At 54.7% G+C, this 23,614-nt stretch carries 21 protein-coding genes; 5 read left to right on the plus strand and 16 right to left on the minus strand.

Annotated features, from left to right (window positions below; translation table 11 throughout):
• Window positions 1–7: 7 nt before the first annotated feature.
• From murG to leuO, 14 genes are all read right to left on the minus strand, one after another.
• Complete coding sequence (gene murG / locus QRN24_RS12155; RefSeq protein WP_059305750.1) at window positions 8–1,072, minus strand: undecaprenyldiphospho-muramoylpentapeptide beta-N-acetylglucosaminyltransferase; 1,065 nt, start codon at window positions 1,070–1,072, stop codon at window positions 8–10.
• Window positions 1,069–2,313 carry a cell division protein FtsW gene (ftsW, locus tag QRN24_RS12160; RefSeq protein ID WP_014168628.1) on the minus strand — a complete coding sequence of 415 codons (1,245 nt, stop codon included), beginning with the start codon at window positions 2,311–2,313 and terminating at the stop codon, window positions 1,069–1,071. Before ftsW ends, murG begins: the two co-directional genes overlap by 4 nt.
• Window positions 2,313–3,629, minus strand: coding sequence for a UDP-N-acetylmuramoyl-L-alanine--D-glutamate ligase (murD, locus tag QRN24_RS12165; protein WP_284942745.1), 1,317 nt, complete (start codon window positions 3,627–3,629; stop codon window positions 2,313–2,315). Before murD ends, ftsW begins: the two co-directional genes overlap by 1 nt.
• Before the next feature lie 2 nt (window positions 3,630–3,631).
• Window positions 3,632–4,714, minus strand: a complete 1,083-nt coding sequence (gene mraY / locus QRN24_RS12170; RefSeq protein WP_008501985.1) for a phospho-N-acetylmuramoyl-pentapeptide-transferase — start codon at window positions 4,712–4,714, stop codon at window positions 3,632–3,634.
• A complete protein-coding gene (gene murF, locus QRN24_RS12175; RefSeq protein ID WP_284942746.1) occupies window positions 4,708–6,066 on the minus strand; it encodes a UDP-N-acetylmuramoyl-tripeptide--D-alanyl-D-alanine ligase in 1,359 nt (452 codons plus the stop codon). Before murF ends, mraY begins: the two co-directional genes overlap by 7 nt.
• Window positions 6,063–7,550, minus strand: a complete 1,488-nt coding sequence (gene murE, locus QRN24_RS12180; RefSeq protein WP_032679622.1) for a UDP-N-acetylmuramoyl-L-alanyl-D-glutamate--2,6-diaminopimelate ligase — start codon at window positions 7,548–7,550, stop codon at window positions 6,063–6,065. Before murE ends, murF begins: the two co-directional genes overlap by 4 nt.
• Window positions 7,537–9,303, minus strand: coding sequence for a peptidoglycan DD-transpeptidase PBP3 (gene ftsI / locus QRN24_RS12185; RefSeq protein WP_014168624.1), 1,767 nt, complete (start codon window positions 9,301–9,303; stop codon window positions 7,537–7,539). The genes murE and ftsI overlap by 14 nt, the downstream gene beginning before the upstream one ends.
• A gap of 15 nt (window positions 9,304–9,318) precedes the next feature.
• The gene (ftsL, locus tag QRN24_RS12190; protein ID WP_008501989.1) at window positions 9,319–9,684 is read right to left on the minus strand and encodes a cell division protein FtsL; all 366 of its coding nucleotides are present in this window, start codon (window positions 9,682–9,684) and stop codon (window positions 9,319–9,321) included.
• A complete protein-coding gene (gene rsmH, locus QRN24_RS12195; RefSeq protein WP_014168623.1) occupies window positions 9,681–10,622 on the minus strand; it encodes a 16S rRNA (cytosine(1402)-N(4))-methyltransferase RsmH in 942 nt (313 codons plus the stop codon). The genes ftsL and rsmH overlap by 4 nt, the downstream gene beginning before the upstream one ends.
• 2 nt (window positions 10,623–10,624) lie before the next feature.
• Window positions 10,625–11,083: a division/cell wall cluster transcriptional repressor MraZ gene (gene mraZ, locus QRN24_RS12200; RefSeq protein ID WP_025205427.1), complete on the minus strand. Its 459-nt coding sequence runs from the start codon at window positions 11,081–11,083 to the stop codon at window positions 10,625–10,627.
• Window positions 11,084–11,681: 598 nt separating this feature from the next.
• Complete coding sequence (gene cra / locus QRN24_RS12205; RefSeq protein ID WP_014168621.1) at window positions 11,682–12,689, minus strand: catabolite repressor/activator; 1,008 nt, start codon at window positions 12,687–12,689, stop codon at window positions 11,682–11,684.
• A 179-nt stretch (window positions 12,690–12,868) separates the two neighbouring features.
• Window positions 12,869–13,360 carry an acetolactate synthase small subunit gene (gene ilvN, locus QRN24_RS12210; protein ID WP_003856371.1) on the minus strand — a complete coding sequence of 164 codons (492 nt, stop codon included), beginning with the start codon at window positions 13,358–13,360 and terminating at the stop codon, window positions 12,869–12,871.
• Between the two features lies 1 nt (window position 13,361).
• Entirely contained in the window at window positions 13,362–15,086 is a 1,725-nt protein-coding gene (gene ilvI, locus QRN24_RS12215; protein WP_014168620.1) for an acetolactate synthase 3 large subunit, read from the minus strand.
• Between the two features lie 380 nt (window positions 15,087–15,466).
• Window positions 15,467–16,411: a transcriptional regulator LeuO gene (leuO, locus tag QRN24_RS12220; RefSeq protein WP_032669418.1), complete on the minus strand. Its 945-nt coding sequence runs from the start codon at window positions 16,409–16,411 to the stop codon at window positions 15,467–15,469.
• 635 nt (window positions 16,412–17,046) lie between these two features.
• On the opposite strand from leuO, the gene leuL reads away from it, so the two are divergent.
• From leuL to leuD, 5 genes are all read left to right on the plus strand, one after another.
• Window positions 17,047–17,133, plus strand: coding sequence for a leu operon leader peptide (gene leuL / locus QRN24_RS22725; RefSeq protein WP_071530973.1), 87 nt, complete (start codon window positions 17,047–17,049; stop codon window positions 17,131–17,133).
• 91 nt (window positions 17,134–17,224) lie between these two features.
• Window positions 17,225–18,796 carry a 2-isopropylmalate synthase gene (leuA, locus tag QRN24_RS12225; RefSeq protein WP_014168617.1) on the plus strand — a complete coding sequence of 524 codons (1,572 nt, stop codon included), beginning with the start codon at window positions 17,225–17,227 and terminating at the stop codon, window positions 18,794–18,796.
• On the plus strand, window positions 18,796–19,887 hold the full coding sequence (leuB, locus tag QRN24_RS12230; protein ID WP_020882572.1) for a 3-isopropylmalate dehydrogenase: 1,092 nt from the start codon (window positions 18,796–18,798) through the stop codon (window positions 19,885–19,887). Before leuA ends, leuB begins: the two co-directional genes overlap by 1 nt.
• Before the next feature lie 2 nt (window positions 19,888–19,889).
• Window positions 19,890–21,290 carry a 3-isopropylmalate dehydratase large subunit gene (gene leuC / locus QRN24_RS12235; protein WP_020882571.1) on the plus strand — a complete coding sequence of 467 codons (1,401 nt, stop codon included), beginning with the start codon at window positions 19,890–19,892 and terminating at the stop codon, window positions 21,288–21,290.
• 10 nt (window positions 21,291–21,300) lie between these two features.
• Window positions 21,301–21,906, plus strand: a complete 606-nt coding sequence (leuD, locus tag QRN24_RS12240; RefSeq protein ID WP_014168614.1) for a 3-isopropylmalate dehydratase small subunit — start codon at window positions 21,301–21,303, stop codon at window positions 21,904–21,906.
• A gap of 202 nt (window positions 21,907–22,108) precedes the next feature.
• Here leuD and QRN24_RS12245 read toward each other — a convergent pair whose 3' ends face one another.
• Both QRN24_RS12245 and sgrT read right to left on the minus strand, forming a co-directional pair.
• Window positions 22,109–23,287: a sugar efflux transporter gene (locus QRN24_RS12245; RefSeq protein WP_284942747.1), complete on the minus strand. Its 1,179-nt coding sequence runs from the start codon at window positions 23,285–23,287 to the stop codon at window positions 22,109–22,111.
• Window positions 23,288–23,406: 119 nt separating this feature from the next.
• Window positions 23,407–23,559 (minus strand): glucose uptake inhibitor SgrT, encoded by a 153-nt coding sequence (gene sgrT / locus QRN24_RS12250; protein WP_014168612.1) that lies wholly within the window; start codon window positions 23,557–23,559, stop codon window positions 23,407–23,409.
• Between the last annotated feature and the right edge of the window lie 55 nt (window positions 23,560–23,614).

Raw genomic sequence — 23,614 nt, forward strand, 5'->3', positions numbered from 1 at the left:
GCGAGGGTTAAGCCTGGGCTGCCAGGCTCACTTCTTTTGCCACCCGTTCCGTTGCATCAGGAATAGCGGTCGCGCGTGCGCGTTGCGCCATCTCCAGTAAGGCCTCTCTGTTCCAGCCCGCCAGGGTGGTGGCGACCGCATCGGCGGTAAATTGTGGCTGTTCAAATATTTTCGCGGCGCCGGCTTTCTCAAGCGGCAGCGCATTCCAGTACTGCTGTCTGTCTTTGTGCTGGAACGGCACAAACAGAGCCGGCAACCCGGCGGCGGCAATTTCGCTCACCGTCAATGCGCCAGAGCGGCAGACCACGACATCGGCCCAGGCATACGCTGCGGCCATGTCGTCGATAAATTCCGTCACTTTATGCTGCGGCTGGCCTTCATCGGCGTAAGCCTGCTCAACCATCTGCTGAGCACCTTTTCCGCTTTGGTGCCAGATTGTCACCGCATCACCCAGCTTTGCTGCAACCTGCGGCATCGTCTGGTTTAAAATGCGTGCGCCCTGAGAACCGCCAACGACCAGCACACGGACCGGCCCTTCACGACCAGGCAGGCGCGCATCCGGTAATGGCAGCGCCAGCACGTCTACGCGCACCGGGTTACCCACCACGTCCGCCTTCGGGAAGGCTCCCGGGAAAGCCTGCATCACTTTGGTGGCAATTTTCGCCAGCCATTTATTGGTCAGACCGGCAATGCCGTTCTGCTCATGCAACACCACGGGGATGCCCAATGACCAGGCCGCCAGCCCACCCGGGCCAGAAACATAGCCGCCCATCCCCAGCACCACATCAGGCTTAAAACGCTTCATGATGGCGCGCGCCTGACGCCAGGCGTTGAAAATACGCACCGGTGCCAGAAGCTGGGCCGTAATGCCTTTTCCGCGTAAGCCGGAAATGCGAATAAAGTCGATCTCGATACCATGCTTCGGTACCAGGTCGGCTTCCATGCGGTCCGCGGTTCCCAGCCAGCGTACCTGCCAGCCCTGATCCATTAAATGGTGCGCAACTGCGAGACCCGGGAACACATGTCCACCGGTACCGCCTGCCATCACCATTAACCGCTTCGGTTGATTCATCGTGAACCTCGTGTAAACGCCTGGGCTTTTTCCAGACGCGTTTCATAATCTATGCGTAACAACATCATGATGGCCGTCGACATAATCAGCAGACTGGAACCACCATAACTGATCAACGGCAACGTCAGGCCTTTGGTCGGCAGCATACCCGCTGCGGCCCCGACGTTAACCAATGCCTGGAAACTAAACCAGATACCTATTGAGCAGGCTAAGAAACCTGAAAAGCGGTGATCGATCTCCAGCGCTTTCCGCCCAATCGACATGGCGCGGAAAGCGACGAAGAATACCATTAATAGCGCTAATACCACACCGATATAACCCAGTTCTTCCCCAATAATGGAGAAGATGAAGTCAGTGTGCGCTTCGGGTAAATACTCCAGTTTCTGTACCGAGTTGCCCAGGCCCTGACCCCAGACTTCACCGCGACCAAAAGCCATCAGCGACTGCGTCAGCTGATAACCGCTGCCAAACGGGTCTTCCCACGGGTTCCAGAATGAGGTCACACGGCGGATACGGTAAGGCTCGGCGAGGATCAGCAGCACAACCGCTGAGATACCCATTCCGATGATGGCGATGAACTGCCACAGCTTCGCCCCGGCCAGGAACAGCATTGCCAGCGTGGTGACAAACAGCACGACCACGGTACCAAGGTCAGGCTGCGCCAGCAGTAAGACCGCCAGCACCAGAATAACGCCCATGGGTTTTAAGAAGCCGCGCAGGTTATTACGCACTTCATCCACTTTACGTACCAGGTAGTTAGCCAGGTAGCAGAACAGGGAGAGCTTGGTAAATTCCGCGGGCTGAATACGCAGTGGGCCAAAGGCAATCCAGCGCGATGCCCCGTTTACGGAGCTCCCCACCACCAGTACGATCAGCAGCATAATGATGGAGGCGATCAGCATCGCGGTACTGTGCCGCTGCCAGAACTCCATCGGCAGACGTAATGTCACCAGCGCCAGACAGAACGCCAGGATGATGTACAGGCCATCACGTTTCGCAAACAGGAACGGATCGTTCGCCAGTCGCTGCCCGACAGGCATTGACGCTGAGGTCACCATGATAAAACCAACCGCCGCCAGCCCCAGCGTGAGCCAGAAGAGCGTACGGTCGTACATGACCAGGCTGTCGTTATCTTTTTGACGAGAGCCCATCACCCAGCCTTTGAGTGCCGCAAACACCCACGCCAGAACGCCAAATCCTGGCAGGCGCGGCATTTTCAGGCGGGGGAGAGATAAACGCATCAGCCTAACTCCTTCGCCAGACGGGTAAAGAGATCGCCACGCTGTTCGAAATTCTTGAATTGATCGAGACTGGCGCAGGCCGGAGAGAGCAGCACCATATCACCCGGCTTCACGCGAGGGGCAATCAGCCGCATCGCCTGCTCCATGGTCTCGGTTTGCTCGGCAATGTCAGGACGCAGCTCAGCCAGCGCACTGCCGTCGCGACCAAAGCAGTACAAGCGGATATTATTCCCGGCGAGATACGGTTTCAGCGTGGAGAAATCCGCCGATTTACCGTCGCCGCCCAGCAGTAAATGCAGGGTACCTTCAACGTGCAGGCCGTTCAGGGCGGCCTCGGTACTGCCGACGTTGGTGGCTTTTGAGTCGTTAATCCAGCGCACACCGTTGTGCTCCAGCGCCAGCTGGAAACGGTGCGCCAGGCCGGTAAAGGTGGTCAATGCTTGCAGGCTGGACGAACGCGGCAGCCCTACGGCATCCGCCAGCGCCAGCGCCGCCAGAGCATTGGTGTAGTTATGCTGGCCGGTAAGCTTCATCTCTTTCACGTTCAGTACTTTCTCACCCTTCACGCGCAGCCAGGTTTCGCCCAGCTGACGGTTAAGATGATAGTCACCCATGGTGATGCCAAAGCTAATGCAGCGATCGTCCGCCCCGCGCACCGGCATGGTCAGGGCGTCATCCGCGTTGACGACGCAGACCTTCGCATTTTCATAAATGCGCAGTTTGGCGGCGCGGTACTGCTGCAGACCAAACGGATAGCGATCCATATGATCTTCAGTAACGTTAAGGATCGTCGCCGCGGCCGCACGAAGGCTGGAAGTCGTTTCCAGCTGGAAGCTGGAAAGCTCGAGGACGTACAATTCACAGCCCTTATCCAGCAACATCAGCGCAGGCAGGCCAATATTGCCTCCCACGCCCACGTTCATGCCCGCCGCTTTCGCCATCTCACCCACAAGGGTGGTGACGGTGCTTTTACCGTTAGAGCCGGTAATCGCGATAACGGGTGCCTGCGCTTCACGGCAGAACAACTCAATATCACCGACAATCTCAACGCCCGCATCGGCCGCGGCGCTGAGTGAAGGATGCGCCAGCGCCATACCGGGGCTGGCGACAATCAGATCGGCTGCCAGCAGCCAGTCATCATTCAGACCACCAAGGTGGCGTTCAACCTGTTCCGGCAGTTTATCCAGACCCGGCGGAGAAACACGCGTATCCATTACGCGCGGCGTCACGCCGCGCGCGAGGAAAAAGTCCACGCAGGAGAGGCCTGTCAGCCCCAACCCGATGATAACGACTTTTTTGCCCTGGTAATCTGCCATGATTAACGTACCTTCAGCGTTGCCAGGCCAATCAGCACCAGCATCAGCGAAATAATCCAGAAGCGCACAATCACGCGCGGTTCCGGCCAGCCTTTCAGTTCATAGTGATGGTGAATCGGTGCCATACGGAAGATGCGCTGACCGCGCAGCTTGAAGGACCCGACCTGCAAAATCACTGAAAGGGTTTCAACCACAAATACCCCACCCATAATCACCAGCAGGAACTCCTGGCGCAGCAGTACGGCAATAATGCCCAGCGCGCCGCCCAGAGCCAGTGAACCGACGTCACCCATAAAGACCTGCGCCGGGTAGGTGTTGAACCACAGGAAGCCCAGTCCCGCCCCGACAATCGCCGTACAGACGATAACCAGTTCGCCTGCGTGTCGCAGGTATGGAATGTGCAAATAGTTAGCAAAGTTCATGTTACCGGTGGCCCACGCCACCAGCGCAAAACCGGCGGCGACGAAGACGGTTGGCATAATCGCCAGGCCATCCAGACCGTCGGTCAGGTTTACGGCGTTACCGGTGCCCACGATGACGAAGTAGGCCAGCAGAATGTAGAACAGCCCCAGTTGCGGCATCACATCTTTAAAGAACGGCACCACCAGCTCGGTGGCGGGTGTGTCTTTTCCTGCCAGATACAGCGCGAAGGCCACACCCAGCGCAATCACCGACATCCAGAAGTATTTCCAGCGGGCGATCAGACCTTTGGTGTCTTTACGCACGACCTTGCGGTAATCATCAACAAACCCAATGATGCCGTAACCCACCAGCACGGTAAGTACGCACCAGACGTACGGGTTAGAGGGATAAGCCCACAGCAGTACGGAAACAACGATCGCGGTCAGGATCATGATCCCGCCCATGGTCGGTGTACCCCGCTTGCTGAAGTGCGACTCCGGACCGTCGTTACGCACAACCTGACCGAAGGAGAGTTTTTGCAGACGGGCAATCATGCGCGGGCCCATCCACAAAGAGATGAACAGCGCAGTCAGCAGGCTGACAATGGCGCGAAACGTCAGATAGGAAAAGACGTTAAAGCCTGAATAATATTTGACCAAATGTTCGGCCAGCCAAACTAACATGTCCCGTTCTCCTGTAATGCGTGCACAACCTCTTCCATGGCGGCACTACGTGAACCTTTCACTAACACAGTCACAATTTGTTTTTCTGTCATCAATGCCTTAAGGCGTTCAATCAGCGCGGCTTTATCGGCAAAGTGCTCGCCAACACCGCTGGCATGGCTAATCGCCTGGCTCAGTTTTCCGGCGCTCAGCACGCAATCAATACCTGCCGCTTTCGCCGCGTCCCCCACCTGGACATGGCAGGCTTCGCTTTCATCACCCAGCTCAGCCATATCGCCCACCACCAGCACGCGATAACCTGGCATCTCAGACAACACCTGCACCGCCGCGGTCATTGAGCCGACGTTCGCGTTATAGGAGTCATCCAGAAGGAGTTTGTTTTCCGCAAGCTGGACCGGGAACAGACGCCCAGGCACGGCTTTTAAATTTGCCAGACCGGTTTTAATCGCCTGATGCGACGCACCAACCGCCATCGACAGCGCCGCTGCCGCGAGCGCATTGGCGATATTATGACGACCCGGCAATGGCAGAAGCACCTCAATGCCCCCGGTTGGGGTATTAAGGGTGAATTCCGTGCCATGCGAAGTCACATGAATATTGGTCGCGGTAAAATCACTGTTGGCCGCGTTCGGCGAGAAACGCCAGGTCTTGCGGGAACCAATGATCTGTTGCCAGTTCAGCCAGTCATTGTTGTCGGCATTCATAATGGCGATACCGTCTTCCGGCAGGCCGGTATAGATCTCGCCTTTAGCTTTCGCCACGCCTTCCAGCGAACCAAAACCTTCCAGATGTGCAGCGGCCAGGTTATTCACCAGCGCTGCTTCCGGGCGCGTCAGTCTCACGGTCCAGGCGATTTCGCCCTGGTGGTTTGCCCCTAACTCGATCACGGCAAATTCATGCTCTTTGGTCAGGCGAAGTAATGTCATCGGCACGCCGATATCATTGTTAAGGTTGCCTGCTGTATAAAGCGTATTTCCGCACTGGCTCAGGATGGCCGCAGTCATCTCTTTCACAGAGGTTTTGCCTGATGAACCGGTCAGCGCGACGACGCGCGTCGGCACCTGCTGACGAACCCAGGCCGCCAGCTCGCCGAATGCCAGACGGGTATCTTTCACCACGATCTGCGGCAGATCGACCGCGAGTTTACGGCTTACCAGCAGCGCCCCTGCACCATTCTCCCTGGCCTGTTGTGCAAAATCATGCGCGTCAAAACGTTCGCCCTTCAGCGCCACAAACAGACAACCCGGGGTCACTTTGCGGGTATCGGTCGTCACGGCCTCGATGGTCAGATCGTGACCCAGCAGCTCGCCCTGCAGTACCGCAGCGGCCTGACTTAAGGTGATGCTAATCATGCCACGACTCCCAGCAGACGCGCGGCCGTGACGCGGTCCGAATAATCGAGACGACGGTTGCCAACAATCTGATAATCCTCATGGCCTTTCCCGGCCAGCAGCACAACGTCGTTTTCCTGAGCCTGCATGATGGCGTTGGTCACGGCTTCCGCACGGCCTTCCACCACGCGGGCGCGGCCTGCATCCAGCATGCCCGACAGAATGTCGTTAATAATGGCGCGCGGCTCTTCAGTACGCGGGTTGTCATCGGTCACAACCGGAATATCCGCGAACTGTTCAGCAATGGCACCCATCAGTGGACGTTTGCCCTTATCACGGTCGCCACCGCAGCCAAACACACACCAGAGCTTACCGGTGCAGTGCAGACGCGCCGCTTCCAGCGCTTTTTCCAGTGCGTCCGGCGTGTGGGCATAATCGACCACCACGGTCGGTTTGCCCGGTGCGCTGAACACTTCCATACGGCCACATACCGGCTGCAGACGCTCAGCCGTTTCCAGCAGCGCGTTCATCGGATAACCCAGCGCCAGCAGCGTCGCCAGCGCCAGCAGCAGGTTGCTGACGTTAAACGCGCCCATCAGGCGGCTTTCAATTTCACCGTCACCCCATGAGGAGGTAAAACGAATGGTGGCGCCACTGTCGTGATAATCCACCGCAACCGCCTTCAGCCAGCGGCCGTGGCAGTTCGGGTTGATATGGTCTTCCATCGACACCGCAACCGCATCCGGCAGCTTCGCCAGCCAGCGGCGACCGACTTCGTCGTCAGCGTTGATGATGGCCTGTCCGCTATGGTGGGTGGAGTAGAGCAGCCATTTCGCCGCTTCGTAATGCTCCATATCACCATGATAATCAAGGTGATCGCGGCTCAGGTTAGTGAATACTGAGGCGGCAAACTTCAGCGCCGCCACGCGGTGCTGCACCAGACCGTGGGAAGAGACTTCCATCGCGGCAAAGGTTGCCCCCTGCCCTGCCAGGCCGGCCAGCACGTGCTGTACGTCGACTGCGGAGCCGGTGGTGTTTTCGGTCGGGCTCACTTTGCCCAACAGACCGTTACCGACAGTTCCCATGACCGCACCGGTTTCACCCAGCAGCTGCGCCCACTGCGCCATGAGCTGCGTGGTCGTGGTTTTGCCGTTTGTACCTGTCACGCCCACCAGACGCAGCCGATCGGACGGTTCGTGATAGAAACGTCCGGCCAGCGCAGAGAGACGCTCGTTTAACTGACTGAGATAGATGACCGGCACCCCGTGCATTTCACGGATTTCACCGTCGGTTGCCTCATCTTTAGCCTCAGCAATAATGGCAGCAACACCTTGCGCAATCGCCTGCGGGATATAACGACGCCCGTCCGCCTGATGACCGACCACCGCCACAAAAAGATCGCCAGAAGCAGCCGCACGGCTGTCCAGTACCATCTCTCGCAGTGCTCGCTCCGGTGCATTAGGCACCCACGGAGCGAGAAGGTCGCGCAAATTACGATCTGCCACCTGTACCCTCGCCTTGATTAATTACAAATTCACTTTTCTCGCCCGTTGCCAGCGCATCCGGTTCGATGTTCATGGTGCGCAACACGCCGCCCATGATGGCCCCGAACACAGGCGCGGAAACGGCGCCGCCGTAGTATTTACCCGCCTGTGGATCGTTAATGACGACCACCAGCGCAAAACGCGGATTACTGGCAGGCGCAACGCCTGCGGTATAGGCAATGTATTTGTTGATGTAACGGCCGTCTGGCCCCACTTTTTTCGCGGTACCGGTTTTGATGGCGATGCGATAGCCTTTGATCGCTGCCTTCACGCCGCCGCCGCCAGGCAGCGCCACGCTTTCCATCATATGAACGACGGTACGCACGATGGATTCCGGGAAGATACGCTCACCTGGAACCGGTGGATCAACTTTGGTAATGGACAGCGGACGATAGACGCCATAGCTGCCAATCGTTGCGTAGACTCGCGCTAACTGTAACGGCGTTACCATTAGCCCGTAGCCGAAAGAGAAGGTGGCCCTCTCTATGTCAGACCACCGTTGTTTTTGAGGATATAAGCCACTGCGTTCTCCGACCAACCCCAAATTGGTCGCCTTTCCAAGCCCAAAACGTGAGTAAGTCTCTACTAACGCTGAGGACGGCATCGCTAACGCCAGCTTTGAAACGCCAACGTTACTCGACTTCTGTAAAACCCCGGTCAGGGTCAATTCGCTGTAGCGCGCCACGTCTTTAATCTCGTGGCCGTTAATACGGTAAGGGATCGTGTTCAGAACCGTGTTTTCATTGACGATGCCACGCTGGAGCGCCGTCATGACCACCATCGGTTTCACCGTGGAGCCCGGTTCGAACACGTCGGTAATCGCCCGGTTACGCATCGCATCTTTTGCGGTGCCGGTAAAGTTGTTCGGGTTATAGGACGGGCTGTTGGCCATCGCCAGCACTTCGCCCGTACTGACGTCCACCAGGACGGCGCTGCCGGATTCCGCCTTGTTGAAGGCGACGGCGTTGTTCAGCTCACGGTAGACCAATGCCTGCAGACGCTCATCAATACTCAGCGCCAGGTTGTGTGCCGCCTGACTGTCCGTGGAAGAGATATCTTCGATAACGCGGCCGTAGCGGTCTTTACGAACAATTCGCTCGCCAGGCTGGCCGGTGAGCCATTTATCGAAGCTTTTTTCAACGCCCTCAATCCCCTGGCTATCAACGTTGGTAAAGCCAATGAGGTGAGCGGTTACTTCGCCGGAAGGATAGTAGCGGCGGGATTCTTCACGAAGGTGAATACCCGGCAGCTTCAGCTTACGAATGTAGTCCGCCATGTCAGGGTTGACCTGACGCGCCAGATAGATAAAACGCCCTTTTGGATTGGCGTTGACGCGGGAAGCGAGCTGATCCAGCGGCATTTTCAGGGCATCCGAGAGCGCCTTCCAGCGGTTATCAAGCGTAATGCCACCCGCATCGTGCAGTTCTTTCGGATCGGCCCAGATGGCTTTAACCGGTACGCTCACGGCCAGTGGACGGCCTGAGCGGTCGGTGATCATCCCGCGGGACGTCGACACTTCCTGAACGCGAAGGGAACGCATGTCGCCCTGTCGAACCAGCATGTCAGGGGCGATGATTTGCAACCATGCCACGCGTCCCAGCAGGAAACCCAGCGCCAGTAAAATGCAGCCGCAAAGCAACGCAAAACGCCAACTGATAAAGTTGGCCTGTTCTTCCTGACGTTTTGGTTTAAGCGTTTTTGCCGCTGCTCTCATGCGTCGCGTTTTCCCTTATTTTTGTACTACAATATTTTCCTGAGAAGGATCAACATGCTGCAATTGCAGCTTTTCCGTTGCGATCCGTTCAACCCGGCTGTGATCGCCGAGCGCATTTTCTTCAAGGATCAGGTTTCGCCATTCAATATCCAGCGCATCGCGTTCCAGTACCATCTGCTCGCGTTGCGCAGTTAATAAGCGTGTGTGGTGGGCAGTCGTGACCACCGTGACGGCCGTGACAATGATGCAAATGAACAGACAGAGTGGCAGTTTCCCAAACCGCAAAAGATCGTCGCCGATCACGCCAGGCAAGGCATGGCGCTCGTTGCTTCCTAACGAATCCTTAACTTTGCTTAGGGTCTCTGTCACTCTGCCGATCATGCGTTCGTCCTCTCTGCAACACGCAGCACTGAACTACGGGCGCGTGGATTCTGTGCCACTTCTTCTTCGCCCGGCATCAACTTGCCTAATGCTCGCAACTGACGGCCACCCAGCTTCCTGAGTTGTTCTTCCGTCATCGGCAGCCCCGCTGGAACCTGTGGACCGCGGCTTTGTTCACGCATAAAGCGCTTCACAATGCGGTCTTCCAGCGAATGGAAGCTGATGATGGATAACCGCCCACCCGGGGCCAGCACGTCGAGCGAGCTTTTTAGCGCCAGCTCTATTTCCTCCAGTTCACTGTTTACCCAGATGCGAACCGCCTGGAAGGTACGGGTCGCGGGATGTTTGTGCTTATCCTTCACCGGCGTCGCTGCCGCGATCACCTCGGCCAGCTCTTTCGTGCGGGTCATCGGCTCGATGCGGTTACGCTCAACGATGGCGCGCGCGATACGCTTGCCAAAACGCTCCTCGCCGAAGGTTTTGATCACCCAGGCAATATCCGCTTCGTCCGCGGTCTGTAACCACTCGGCGGCAGACTGACCGCGAGTAGGATCCATGCGCATGTCCAGTGGACCATCGCGCATAAAGGAGAAGCCGCGTTCAGCATCATCAAGCTGGGGTGAAGAGACGCCAAGATCGAGAAGGATTCCGTCGATCTTGCCCGTCAGGCCGCGCTCGGCAACATAATCAGCGAGCGCAGAGAAAGGTCCATGCACGATGGAAAAGCGTGGGTCATCGATGGTTTGCGCAACGGCAATCGCCTGCGGATCGCGATCGATTGCCAGCAGACGCCCTTCCGCTCCAAGCTGGGAGAGGATTAAGCGCGAGTGGCCACCGCGACCAAAAGTGCCATCAATGTAGATGCCGTCCGGACGAATATTCAGGCCGTTAACGGCCTCATCCAGCAGCACCGTTTTATGTTTGTAATTTTCCATCATATTTATAGAGACAAGTCCTGCAGCCGTTCCGATAATGTCGCGGAATCAGACTGCTCAGCGTCGATATCTTCCTTGACCTGTTGATACCAGGTCGTTTCATCCCACAGTTCAAACTTGTTGAACTGCCCGACCAGCATCACTTCTTTGGTCAGACCGGCATGTTGCCGTAACACAGGGGCAATCAGTAACCGGCCTGCGCTATCCATCTGACATTCACTGGCATGTCCCAATAACAACCGCTGCACGCGGCGTTCCTGCGGGTTCATGCTCGACAGTCGCGACAGCTTTTGCTCAATAATTTCCCATTCAGGTAAGGGGTAAAGCAGCAGGCAGGGGGAGTTGATGTCAATGGTGCAAACCATTTGACCCGTAGCGTTCTCAATCAGCTGGTCGCGGTATCGGGTTGGTACCGATAAACGCCCTTTGCTGTCGAGATTGACTAACGTAGCTCCACGGAACATGCCAGTCTCACCCCTCCTCACCACTTTAACCCACAAATTCCCACCTAAAGGAGTTTACGGAGCGAGGGAAAAGCTTGTCAAGCCAGGACTCTCCCTATACAGGCCCGAAAGGCCTCTATTTACAGAGATAAACAGTCCTGGTTAATAACTGCACAACTGGCGAGGCAAAATTAACGTTATGAATATTTGTAAGAAAAAAACCGAATATGCACACTAGCGTTAAGGCTCACTCAATATCATCGCAGATAAATATAAAGTGTCAGTTTGCGACGCGGGCAGCATTTTATGACAGATTCTCAGGGGATAACAGCGCCAGATTCACCCCAGGGCTCGCTAAACGCGGCGGTTGCCGTGCAAGCTGGCACAGCAGAAGGAAAAACGTCTGAATATTCATCGCCGGAAGAGGGTTTGTAACAAAATAATACAAAGACAGGCATTTAAAATCGTTTAAACGTCCTTTAAAGGAACCATTAAACGCCAAAATGAATTAAGAAAAATAGCAGAAGGTAAATTCGCAAGAATTATCCTAATTTCTCTACGGGAATTATCCCGGCGAATTATTTCGTCAAAAGGGGGCAGATTTCTCCGCCCCGTCATTTCATTTATGGCGGCTCAAAATTCCGCGATGGTAAAGATTACGTTTAATACGCGTCAGACCCGGCTTCGGTTTACGCGGCTCGTCCAGACTTGCCAGCACAATTTCCAGCACGCGTTCAGCCACATCACGATGGCGTTGAGCCACCGCCAGAACCGGGCACTGGAGGAAGTCGAGCAGCTCGTTATCACCGAAGGTCGCGATGGCCAGGTCGGAAGGCAGCTTACCCTCACGGCGTAAGGTCACATCCATCACCCCCTGCAGCAGAGCAAATGAGGTGGTGAATAACGCCTGCGGCATCGGGTGCGTTTCCAGCCATTTCTCGAAAAGCTGTGCGGCCGCTTCACGTTCATAGCTGTTGGCATAGAGGTAGTGCACCTCACGGGGATCGTCTTTCCAGGCGGTTCTGAACCCCTGTTCACGCAGGAAGCTGACTGACAGTTCAGGCAGCGCCCCCAGATACAGCACCGTTTCAGCCGGGAAGGTTCTCAGCTCTGCCGCCAGCATCTCGGCATCATCCTGATCGGCACCGACGACGCTCGTGAAATGCTCCCTGTCGAGCGCACGATCCAGCGCCACAATCGGGAATGGGTCGTTCGCCCAGCGTTGATAGAATGGGTGTTCAGGCGGTAAAGAGGTGGAGACGATGATGGCATCGACCTGACGCTGGAGCAGATGCTCAATACAGCGCATCTCGTTGTCGGGCTGGTCTTCCGAGCAGGCAATCAGCAACTGATAGCCACGCTGGCGCGCCTGACGTTCAAGATAGTTGGCGATACGGGTATAGCTGGTGTTTTCCAGATCCGGGATCACCAGGCCAATAGAGCGGGTGCGTCCGGCACGCAGGCCAGCTGCGACAGCATTCGGATGGTAGTTATGTTCACGAACCACCGCCATAACTTTTTCAACGGTCTTATCGCTGACACGGTACTGCTTTGCTTTACCGTTAATCACATAGCTGGCCGTTGTTCGTGACACGCCGGCTAGCCGGGCGATTTCATCCAGTTTCACAATTGCCCCTTAAAAAATGAAAAGAGTCCATGGCCTTGGCAAGGTTATGGTTAAATCTTTTAACATCTAAACGCAGAATAGCCTTCGCGGCAACCGCTTTTATCTCTGTTGTCGGCTGATTACACAAAAAAAAGCCCGGCTTTGGTGACCGGGCAGAAAGAGGCGAACCTTTTAGACAACTAACGCATGATCTTATCGCCGCGTGACAGGCCAACAACGCCCGATCTCGCAACCTCAACAATTTTTGCCACATCCCGCACAGATGCCAGGAAGGCATCCAGCTTGTCACTCGTTCCGGCCAGCTGAACCGTATATATAGAAGGCGTGACGTCTATAATCTGCCCACGGAAGATATCCGTGTTACGTTTCACTTCCTCGCGCCCGTAACCGCTGGCCTGGATTTTCACCAGCATGACCTCTCGCTCAACGTAGGCACCCTGCCCCAGCTCGCTGACGCGCAGAACATCGACCAGCTTATGCAGCTGTTTCTCGATCTGCTCAAGCACTTTGGCATCGCCGACGGTCTGGATGGTCATGCGCGACAGCGTCGGATCGTCAGTCGGCGCAACGGTCAGGCTTTCAATGTTATAGCCGCGCTGTGCAAAAAGGCCAATGACGCGCGACAGTGCGCCAGACTCGTTTTCCAGTAAAACAGATAATATCCGGCGCATATCAGGTTCTCTCCGTTTTGCTTAACCACATTTCATCCATACCACCACCGCGAATATGCATCGGGTATACGTGCTCGGTGCCATCAACAATGACATCCATAAAAACGAGGCGGTTATTTTTAACGTGCTCAAGCGCTTCACCGAGCTTCGTTTCGAGCTCTGCCGGATCGGTCACTCGCATCCCAATATGGCCGTAGGCTTCAGCCAGACGAACAAAGTCAGGCAGTGACGTCATGTAGGACTGAGAGTGACGACCAGAGTAGATCATGTCCTGCCACTGCTTCACCATCCCGAGATAACCGTTATTCAGGTTCAGCACCAGTACCGGCAGCTCATACTGAAGGGCCGTCGACAGCTCCTGGATGTTCATCTGAATACTGCCGTCTCCCGTCACGCAGACGACGGTTTCGTCAGGCAGAGCCAGCTTGACGCCCAATGCGGCAGGCAAGCCAAAGCCCATCGTTCCTAACCCTCCGGAGTTAATCCAGTGGCGCGGTTTATCAAACGGATAATAAAGGGCGGCAAACATCTGATGCTGACCCACGTCAGACGTCACGTATGCCTCGCCTTTCGTCAGCCGCCAGATAGTTTCGATCACCGCCTGCGGCTTAATGCTGTCGCTTTGCGTGTCATACTTCAGGCACTGACGCGCGCGCCATTGTTCGATCTGCTGCCACCAGTCACGGATCTCATCCAGCGGCTGGGAAGGCGGCTCCTGTGCCAGCAGATCCAGCATTTGCTCCAGCACCTGGCGGGCATCACCGACGATCGGCACATCCGCAGACACCGTTTTCGAAATAGAGGTGGGATCGATATCAATATGAAGCACGGTGGCGTTCGGGCAGTATTTCGCCAGATTGTTGGTGGTGCGATCGTCAAAGCGCACGCCGACGGCAAAGATCACATCGGAATGGTGCATCGTCATGTTGGCTTCATAGGTACCGTGCATACCCAGCATACCCAGAGCCTGACGGTGAGTTGCCGGGAAAGCACCCAGCCCCATCAGCGACGACGCAACGGGAAGATTGAGTTTCTCGATAAGCTCCCGAAGCTGCCCTTCACAGGCAGAATTGATTGCCCCGCCACCGACATAGACTACCGGTTTTTTGGCGGCCAGCAGCGTTTGCAAGGCACGTTTGATCTGCCCCTTGTGGCCCTGCGTCGTTGGGTTGTATGAGCGCATGCTCACCGACTCCGGCCAGACATAAGGAAGCTTGTTCGCCGGGTTCAAGATATCTTTCGGCAGATCGACCACCACCGGGCCGGGACGCCCGCTTGCTGCCAGCCAGAAGGCTTTTTTCAATATCCCCGGGATATCTTCAGTTTGCTTAACCAGGAAGCTGTGCTTCACCACGGGACGTGAAATTCCCACCATATCGCACTCCTGGAACGCGTCGTAGCCGATCAGTGACGTCGCCACCTGGCCGGAAAGAATAACCAGCGGGATAGAGTCCATATACGCCGTGGCAATGCCGGTGATGGCGTTTGTCGCGCCGGGACCGGACGTCACTAATACCACGCCTACTTCACCTGTCGCGCGGGCCAGCCCGTCAGCCATATGCACCGCCGCCTGCTCGTGGCGTACTAAAACATGGTCAATGCCGCCTACCGTATGAAGCGCATCATAAATATCCAGGACTGCGCCTCCGGGATAACCGAACACTTGCTTCACGCCCTGATCGATTAACGATCGGACGACCATTTCCGCGCCAGACAACATCTCCATGCTTTGCCTCCAGGCATTTTGTTATAGACGAGCTGCAGAATTCATTTCCGCACCGTCTTACGACTGGGTTAAACCAATCTTATATTTTGCAGAGTGATCGTTACCTTAACCGCTCGTTATGAGGCAGGCAATTAGCAGACCGGGTGAGCTAAACGGTTCGCAAAGCAGAAAAAACAGGTATTAAGGAAGGATATGGTCAATTCATCTGGTATTAGAGGACGAGATGATTAATCATCGCTGAAAAGCGCGTCGATTCAGGAAATCATCTATTTTTGCGAGCCAGAGAGCAATAAGAAAAAATTCACAACAGAATAAAATAACAATAACAGAGAAAAAACCAGGATAAATCACACGCTAAGATGCAATTTATCCTGATGCGCTTATCGACGGCAAATACTGATCAGCAACTCTTCCATCCACTGGTGCCCTTTATCCCGACCGGCGGCTTCATGCCAGGAGAGATAGCAGGTACGGCTATTCAGCTTGAGCGGCAACGGCAACATTTGCAGTTGTAGTTGACCGGAAAACTCTTCAGCCAGCCAGCGTGGTGCAATAGCCACCAGATGTGTCTGCGAGACCACGTTCAATACGCTGACCATTGCCATTCCCTGATAAGCAACGCTTGCCTGTTTATCCGCCGTGTCATACCACGGCAGGCTAAAGGAAGCATATCTGTCGAGCGCAACAACAGCATGCTGCTCGCTATAAACGTCACTTTCCCGAAGCGGAGAATTGAGTCGGGGGTGTTTTTTACTGGCGACCAACACCATTTCATCTTTAAACAGCGGAACGCAAGAAAATTCAGGACGTCGAAATTCTTCATATCCCAGAACGAACTCGGTCTCCTGGTAGCGTAACTGATGCTCTGTGTTTTGATTTAAGGATGATTTAAAAACCAGATGGATATTGGGAGCGATCTCTTCAACTTTATTATAAATAATCGACGTCAAATAATTATCTAACGGACTGCAAACACAAAGATTGAATACACGCTCACTGCTTAAAGGTTCAAAGCCTGACCCTGGCAGCTCGTTCTGAACCAGCTGCAACGCCTGACGGATAGAGCCGAATAACTGGAATGCCCGTGCGGTAGGCTGTATTCCCCTCCCGTAACGAACGAATAACTCGTCGTTAAACATAACCTTAAGTCTGGCGACAGCATTACTGACCGCGGGCTGAGACATCCCCAACGTATGGGCCGCCCGGGTGATATTCTGCTCCTGCATGACAGCATCAAATACCGTGAGCAGATTAAGGTCCACCGTACGTAACTGCGGTTTAATCCCATCAGTAGTTTGAGGTTGTTTAATATTAATTTCTGGCACTTCTGACTCCACTGTCACGCTACACTCCCTTTGCCAACGTACTGTAATAATTCCGAAGAATATGATTTACCATGCATATACGATCAGCGAAAGAGAATTATTTTAAATTCGGAAAATATAAAGAACAGTTTAGCGAAAATGACTTTTCGCCACTGACAAACGATAAAATAAACACCACTGCAAATGATATGCTTCACTTTAGGATTTGAATGAAACCATAAACTAGACCAATATACAATCGCCAGCGAGTTAATGATGTCTTAAGTATTATTAAACTGTTATTGCAACCCCGATTAAATAAGTTAACAATCTGTAATAACCATTAGACATCCGAAGTGATAAAAAACATTCACCGCATTTATAACTTAATGATATCAAACCCATTTGCGTCCCATACAATTGGGTAGCGAACTTTTAATTTATTCATCACAATTATATTCAATTATTTCTGCAACCTTTTTCTCAGTCCAAAATTAGACAATTTGTAGGGTCGGAAAGGCAAAACCCAGCACAATTAGCTAAAGCACATATCCTGTCAACCAGGCCAGTCGGGTGCGTTTTTGCCTGCAGGGGTTGACATGCACAGTCGTATCCAGTACCACTAAAAGCATATTGAATTTAACGGAGCACGATTCATGATTCGCACCATTCGTTTCACCGGTCTACTACTACTAAACGCATCCACTGTGCGCGGTAGACTGGCGGGCGAAATTCAGCGTTGAATCGTCACCAGTAAGACTAAAAACCCGCGCCACTGCGCGGGTTTTTTTATGCTCGTAGCAAGGCGCCCTAAGACTGACAAGGACCTAACCCATGAGCCAGCAAGTCATTATTTTCGATACAACTTTACGTGACGGTGAACAGGCATTACAGGCAAGCCTGAGTGTGAAAGAGAAACTGCAGATCGCGCTGGCTCTCGAACGTATGGGTGTCGACGTGATGGAGGTCGGTTTCCCTGTCTCTTCTCCGGGTGACTTCGAATCCGTGCAGACCATTGCGCGTACCATTAAAAACAGCCGCGTCTGTGGCCTGGCACGCTGTGTGGAAAAAGATATCGATGTTGCAGCCGAGTCGTTGAAGGTTGCCGAAGCATTCCGTATTCATACCTTTATTGCTACCTCTCCTATGCACATTGCCACCAAGCTGCGCAGCACGCTGGATGAGGTCATTGAGCGCGCGGTCTACATGGTCAAACGTGCCCGTAACTACACGGATGACGTTGAATTCTCCTGTGAAGATGCTGGCCGTACGCCGATTGAAGATTTGGCGCGCGTGGTGGAAGCTGCCATCAATGCGGGCGCTAAAACCATCAACATCCCGGACACTGTCGGCTACACCATGCCGTTTGAGTTCTCCAACATCATTACCGGTCTGTATGAACGCGTACCAAACATTGATCAAGCGATTATCTCCGTACATACCCACGATGATCTGGGGCTGGCCGTTGGCAACGCCATCGCGGCGGTGCACGCCGGTGCACGTCAGGTAGAAGGCGCGATGAACGGCATCGGTGAACGTGCAGGTAACTGTTCACTGGAAGAAGTGATCATGGCGATCAAAGTGCGCAAAGACATCATGAATGTGCATACCCGCATCAATCACAACGAAATCTGGCGTACCAGCCAGACCGTCAGCCAGATCTGCAACATGCCCATCCCGGCTAACAAGGCGATTGTGGGTACCGGCGCCTTTGCGCACTCCTCCGGTATTCATCAGGATGGCGTACTGAAAAACCGTGAAAACTACGAAATCATGACCCCGGAATCCATCGGCCTGAACCAGGTTCAGTTGAACCTGACCTCCCGTTCCGGTCGTGCGGCGGTGAAACACCGTATGGAAGAGATGGGTTATAAGGACAGCGATTACAACATGGATCAGCTGTACGACGCCTTCCTGAAGCTGGCCGATAAAAAAGGTCAGGTATTCGACTATGACCTGGAAGCGCTGGCCTTCATCAATAAACAGCAGGAAGAGCCTGAGCACTTCCGCCTCGATTACTTCAGTGTGCAGTCAGGCTCCAGCGACATTGCGACTGCCTCGGTCAAACTGGCCTGTGGCGAAGACATTAAGGCCGAAGCGGCAAACGGCAATGGCCCGGTTGATGCCATTTACCGCGCAATTAACCGCGTCACCGAGTACGACGTAGAGCTGGTGAAATATGACCTGACGGCCAAGGGCCACGGTGAGAATGCCCTGGGTCAGGTTGATATCGTGGTCACCCACAATGGCCGTCGTTTCCACGGTGTGGGCCTGGCGACGGATATTGTTGAATCCTCCGCGAAGGCGATGGTCCACGTGCTGAACAACATCTGGCGCGCCGCTGAAGTTGAAAAAGAGTTGCAACGCAAAGCTCAGAATAAAGAGAACAACAAGGAAACCGTGTAATGTCGAAGAATTACCATATTGCTGTGTTACCGGGTGACGGTATTGGCCCGGAAGTGATGGCACAGGCGCTGAAAGTACTGGAAGCCGTTCGTTCGCGTTTTGCGATGAAAATCTCCACCAGCCACTATGATGTGGGCGGTATCGCCATCGATAATCACGGTACTCCGCTGCCAAAAGCGACCGTTGAAGGGTGTGAAAATGCGGATGCAGTGCTGTTTGGCTCCGTGGGTGGCCCTAAATGGGAACACCTGCCGCCCGCCGGGCAGCCTGAGCGCGGCGCGCTGCTGCCACTGCGTAAACATTTTAAATTGTTCAGCAACCTGCGTCCGGCGAAGCTGTACCAGGGGCTGGAAACGTTCTGTCCGCTGCGTGCAGATATCGCGGCTAACGGCTTTGACATCCTGTGCGTGCGTGAACTGACCGGCGGGATCTACTTCGGGCAGCCTAAAGGGCGCGAAGGCAGCGGTCAGCATGAAAAAGCCTTTGATACTGAGGTCTATCACCGTTTTGAAATTGAACGTATCGCCCATATCGCCTTTGAGTCGGCGCGCAAACGTCGTCATAAAGTGACGTCTATCGATAAAGCGAACGTTCTGCAGTCTTCTATTTTGTGGCGTGAAATCGTCAGTGAAGTCGCGAAACAGTATCCGGATGTCGAACTGTCCCATATGTACATCGACAACGCGACCATGCAGCTGATTAAAGATCCGTCGCAGTTTGACGTTCTGCTGTGTTCCAACCTGTTCGGCGATATTCTCTCGGACGAGTGCGCAATGATCACAGGCTCTATGGGGATGTTGCCATCAGCCAGCCTCAATGAAGAGGGATTTGGCCTGTACGAACCTGCTGGCGGCTCCGCGCCCGATATCGCTGGCAAAAACATTGCCAACCCGATTGCGCAGATCCTCTCCCTGGCCTTGCTGTTGCGCTACAGTCTTGATGCCGGTGATGCAGCAACTGCAATTGAAAACGCCATTAACCGTGCGTTAGAAGAAGGTGTCCGTACCGGTGATTTAGCACGCGGCACGGCGGCAGTCAGTACCGATGAAATGGGCGACATTATTGCCCGCTATGTCGCTGAAGGGGTGTAATCATGGCGAAAACGTTATATGAAAAATTGTTTGATGCGCACGTAGTTTACGAGGCACCAAACGAAACCCCACTGTTGTATATCGATCGCCATCTGGTGCACGAGGTTACCTCCCCTCAGGCATTCGACGGACTGCGTGCGCATAAGCGCCCGGTGCGCCAGCCAGGTAAAACCTTCGCGACAATGGATCACAACGTCTCCACGCAAACCAAAGATATCAATGCGTCGGGTGAAATGGCGCGTATCCAGATGCAGGAGCTGATCAAAAACTGCAATGAATTTGGCGTCGAGCTCTACGATCTGAACCACCCGTATCAGGGTATCGTCCACGTGATGGGGCCAGAACAGGGCATCACCCTGCCAGGCATGACCATTGTCTGCGGTGACTCCCACACGGCCACCCACGGCGCGTTTGGGGCCCTGGCGTTCGGTATTGGTACTTCTGAAGTTGAACATGTTCTGGCGACGCAGACCCTGAAACAGGGCCGCGCCAAAACCATGAAGATTGAAGTGAAAGGCAAAGCGGCCCCGGGCATTACCGCCAAAGACATCGTGCTGGCCATCATCGGTAAAACCGGCAGCGCAGGCGGCACCGGTCACGTGGTTGAATTCTGCGGTGAAGCCATCCAGGCACTGAGCATGGAGGGCCGTATGACGCTCTGCAACATGGCCATTGAGATGGGGGCAAAAGCGGGTCTGGTTGCGCCAGACGAAACAACCTTCAGCTATGTGAAGGGCCGTCTGCACGCGCCGAAAGACCAGGATTTTATTGAGGCAGTTGCGTACTGGAAAACCCTGAAAACCGACGATGGTGCGACGTTTGACACCGTGGTTACGCTGCAGGCGGAAGACATTGCGCCACAGGTCACCTGGGGAACCAACCCGGGCCAGGTGATTTCCGTTAACGATAATATTCCTGACCCGGCCTCTTTCAGCGATCCGGTCGAGCGCGCCAGTGCGGAAAAAGCGCTGGCCTATATGGGTCTGAAGCCAGGCATTCCGTTGACTGACGTGACCATTGATAAAGTGTTTATCGGCTCCTGCACCAACTCCCGTATCGAAGATTTACGCGCGGCGGCCGAGATTGCCAAAGGCCGCAAAGTGGCACCGGGCGTTCAGGCGCTGGTTGTGCCGGGCTCTGGCCCGGTGAAAGCCCAGGCGGAAGCCGAAGGCCTGGATAAGATCTTTATCGAAGCGGGCTTCGAATGGCGCCTGCCTGGCTGCTCCATGTGCCTGGCCATGAACAATGACCGCCTGAATCCTGGCGAGCGTTGTGCCTCCACCAGTAACCGTAACTTTGAAGGCCGTCAGGGCCGAGGTGGGCGTACTCACCTGGTCAGCCCGGCAATGGCCGCCGCTGCGGCAGTGACCGGTCATTTCGCCGATATTCGCAGCCTGAAATAAGGAGACAATCATGGCAGAGAAATTTACCCAACATACGGGCCGGGTTGTCCCACTGGACGCCGCTAACGTCGACACTGACGCCATCATTCCAAAGCAGTTTTTGCAGAAGGTGACCCGTACCGGGTTTGGCGCGCATCTGTTTAACGACTGGCGCTTCCTGGACGACAAAGGCGAAGTGCCCAATCCCGAGTTCGTGCTGAACTTCCCGGAATTTAAAGGCGCATCGATTCTGCTGGCGCGTGAAAACTTTGGCTGCGGCTCTTCCCGTGAACATGCACCCTGGGCGCTCACCGACTACGGGTTTAAAGTGGTTATCGCCCCAAGCTTTGCCGATATCTTCTACGGCAACAGCTTCAATAACCAGCTGCTGCCGGTGACGCTGAGCGATGCGCAGGTGGACGAATTGTTCGCCCTGGTGAAGGCAAATCCTGGGATTTCGTTTGAAGTGGATCTGGAAGCGGAAGTGGTGAAAGCGGGTGATAAATCCTACAGCTTCAGCATTGACGCCTTTCGTCGTCACTGCATGCTGAATGGCCTGGACAGTATTGGCCTGACGCTTCAGCACGAAGATGCTATCTCCGCCTATGAGCAAAAACAGCCTGCGTTTATGGGATAGGCTGCGTACCATCCCGGTGAAGATCAACATCGTCCAACATAATGGGTGCAGTACACCCTCAGTGTTAATTGATGTGGGACTCACCACTGTTTGCCTCTTGCGTCAGCCTGAGGCAAACAGCCTCGGCTGACGCCACGCGCGCTATGCGCCTTCTCAGACCCTGTCAGAAAATCGTTTTATTGCGTGAAGCCGCCTTCCAGAATCAGACATCTTTTACCCGGCAGGTTAGCACCAGCGTCACCACGGAAATGGCCGCAATCATCCAGTACACTGACGCGTGGCCGTAGGTTTGCGACAACGCCCCCTGAATCACCCCTGCCAGAATAACGCCCGTTGAAATGCTGTTGGTAAAGAGCGTAGTGGCAGAGCCTGCCCTTCCCGGCATTAAGTCCTGGAACCAGAGCATCCCAATCCCGGCCACGATGCCAATAAACACGGCATTAAACAGCTGCAGCGCAAGCAGTGCTTCGCGCGAATGGAAGACGATCAGCCCCAGATAAAAAAGCACTCCCGCCGCCACGGCGACGATCATCATGCGGCGCTTTCCAAAACGCTTAACGTAATAACCCGCCAGGATCATCGCCGGAATTTCCAGGCCGGCAGCCGTCCCCATCAGGATCCCCGCAAGCTTGTCCGGCAACCCCAGATCGCTGCTGATCCACAGCGGCATATCAATGATGTACATGGTGTTGCAGGTCCACATCAGCATGGACGCGATAAACAGCATGCGGACGTTTTTATCCTGCCAGCCGCTCACCTGGGTGATGGGTTTATCCGTCGTCTGCTCCACTCGCGCCAATGAGGGTAGCGCAAAGGCAATCAGTATCAGGCTGATGACAAAAATGCCGGCAGCGATGGAAAACATGGTGGTAAAGCCATAGTTCAGCGCCAGCATAAACGCCAGCGGCGGGCCGATTACCCAGGCCAGAGAGAGCTGCGCACGCATGACCGAGCTGAACATCACCACTTCCCGCGCCGAGTTATCCGCGTATTCACGGGCCAGCGCGAACAGCTGCGGCATGGCGGTATTGGCGAGCGACGCCAGAAGCACGCCGCAGGTAATCAGCGTCAGGTAATGGCGATTGAAGGCAAACAGCAGCGCGTTACCCACGGCCATGGCGCAGCAAAAGAGGATCAGTTTGCGACGATCGCCCCGATTGTCCGATCGTTTTGCCAGTGCCAGACTGACCAGGATCCCGGCGATGGCGTTCACGGTATAAAACAGCCCCACCCAAAACGGCTGCGCCCCCACCTCACGGCTGAGAAACAGACTCAGCGTCGGAGCCTGCAATGCCCCCGCCACGCCCATCATAAAGGCCACCAGCATAAAAGCGGCATACACGCCGTTCAGGCGTCGCCCCATCGTCATCAACCAGAGCATGCGCAAGTCCTTGTGAAAGCGAATCGAAAGTGGGTGAATAGTAAACGAAAAAAGCCAGCAAAAACATTTTGCTGGCGGGTGATAAGCACCAATACTCAGTCACACATGATCGAGGCGAGTTAGCAAGAAGAGGTCGGTTTCGTAACGTCCCACTGCATCAGATCTTCCAGGATTTTCAACCGTTGCTCTGCACACTGGCGGGCCAGCCAGGACGCTCCCTGCGTCGCTGAAAAATAACGCTGATAAAACTGACGTGCGGTAGACCTCTTCATAATTTACCTCCTCACTTCATCGGGAAGAATTATTGGCCTAATATAGGGATTAATA

Source organism: Enterobacter sp. MEB024 (assembly GCF_030209635.1).
Taxonomy (GTDB): domain Bacteria; phylum Pseudomonadota; class Gammaproteobacteria; order Enterobacterales; family Enterobacteriaceae; genus Enterobacter; species Enterobacter ludwigii.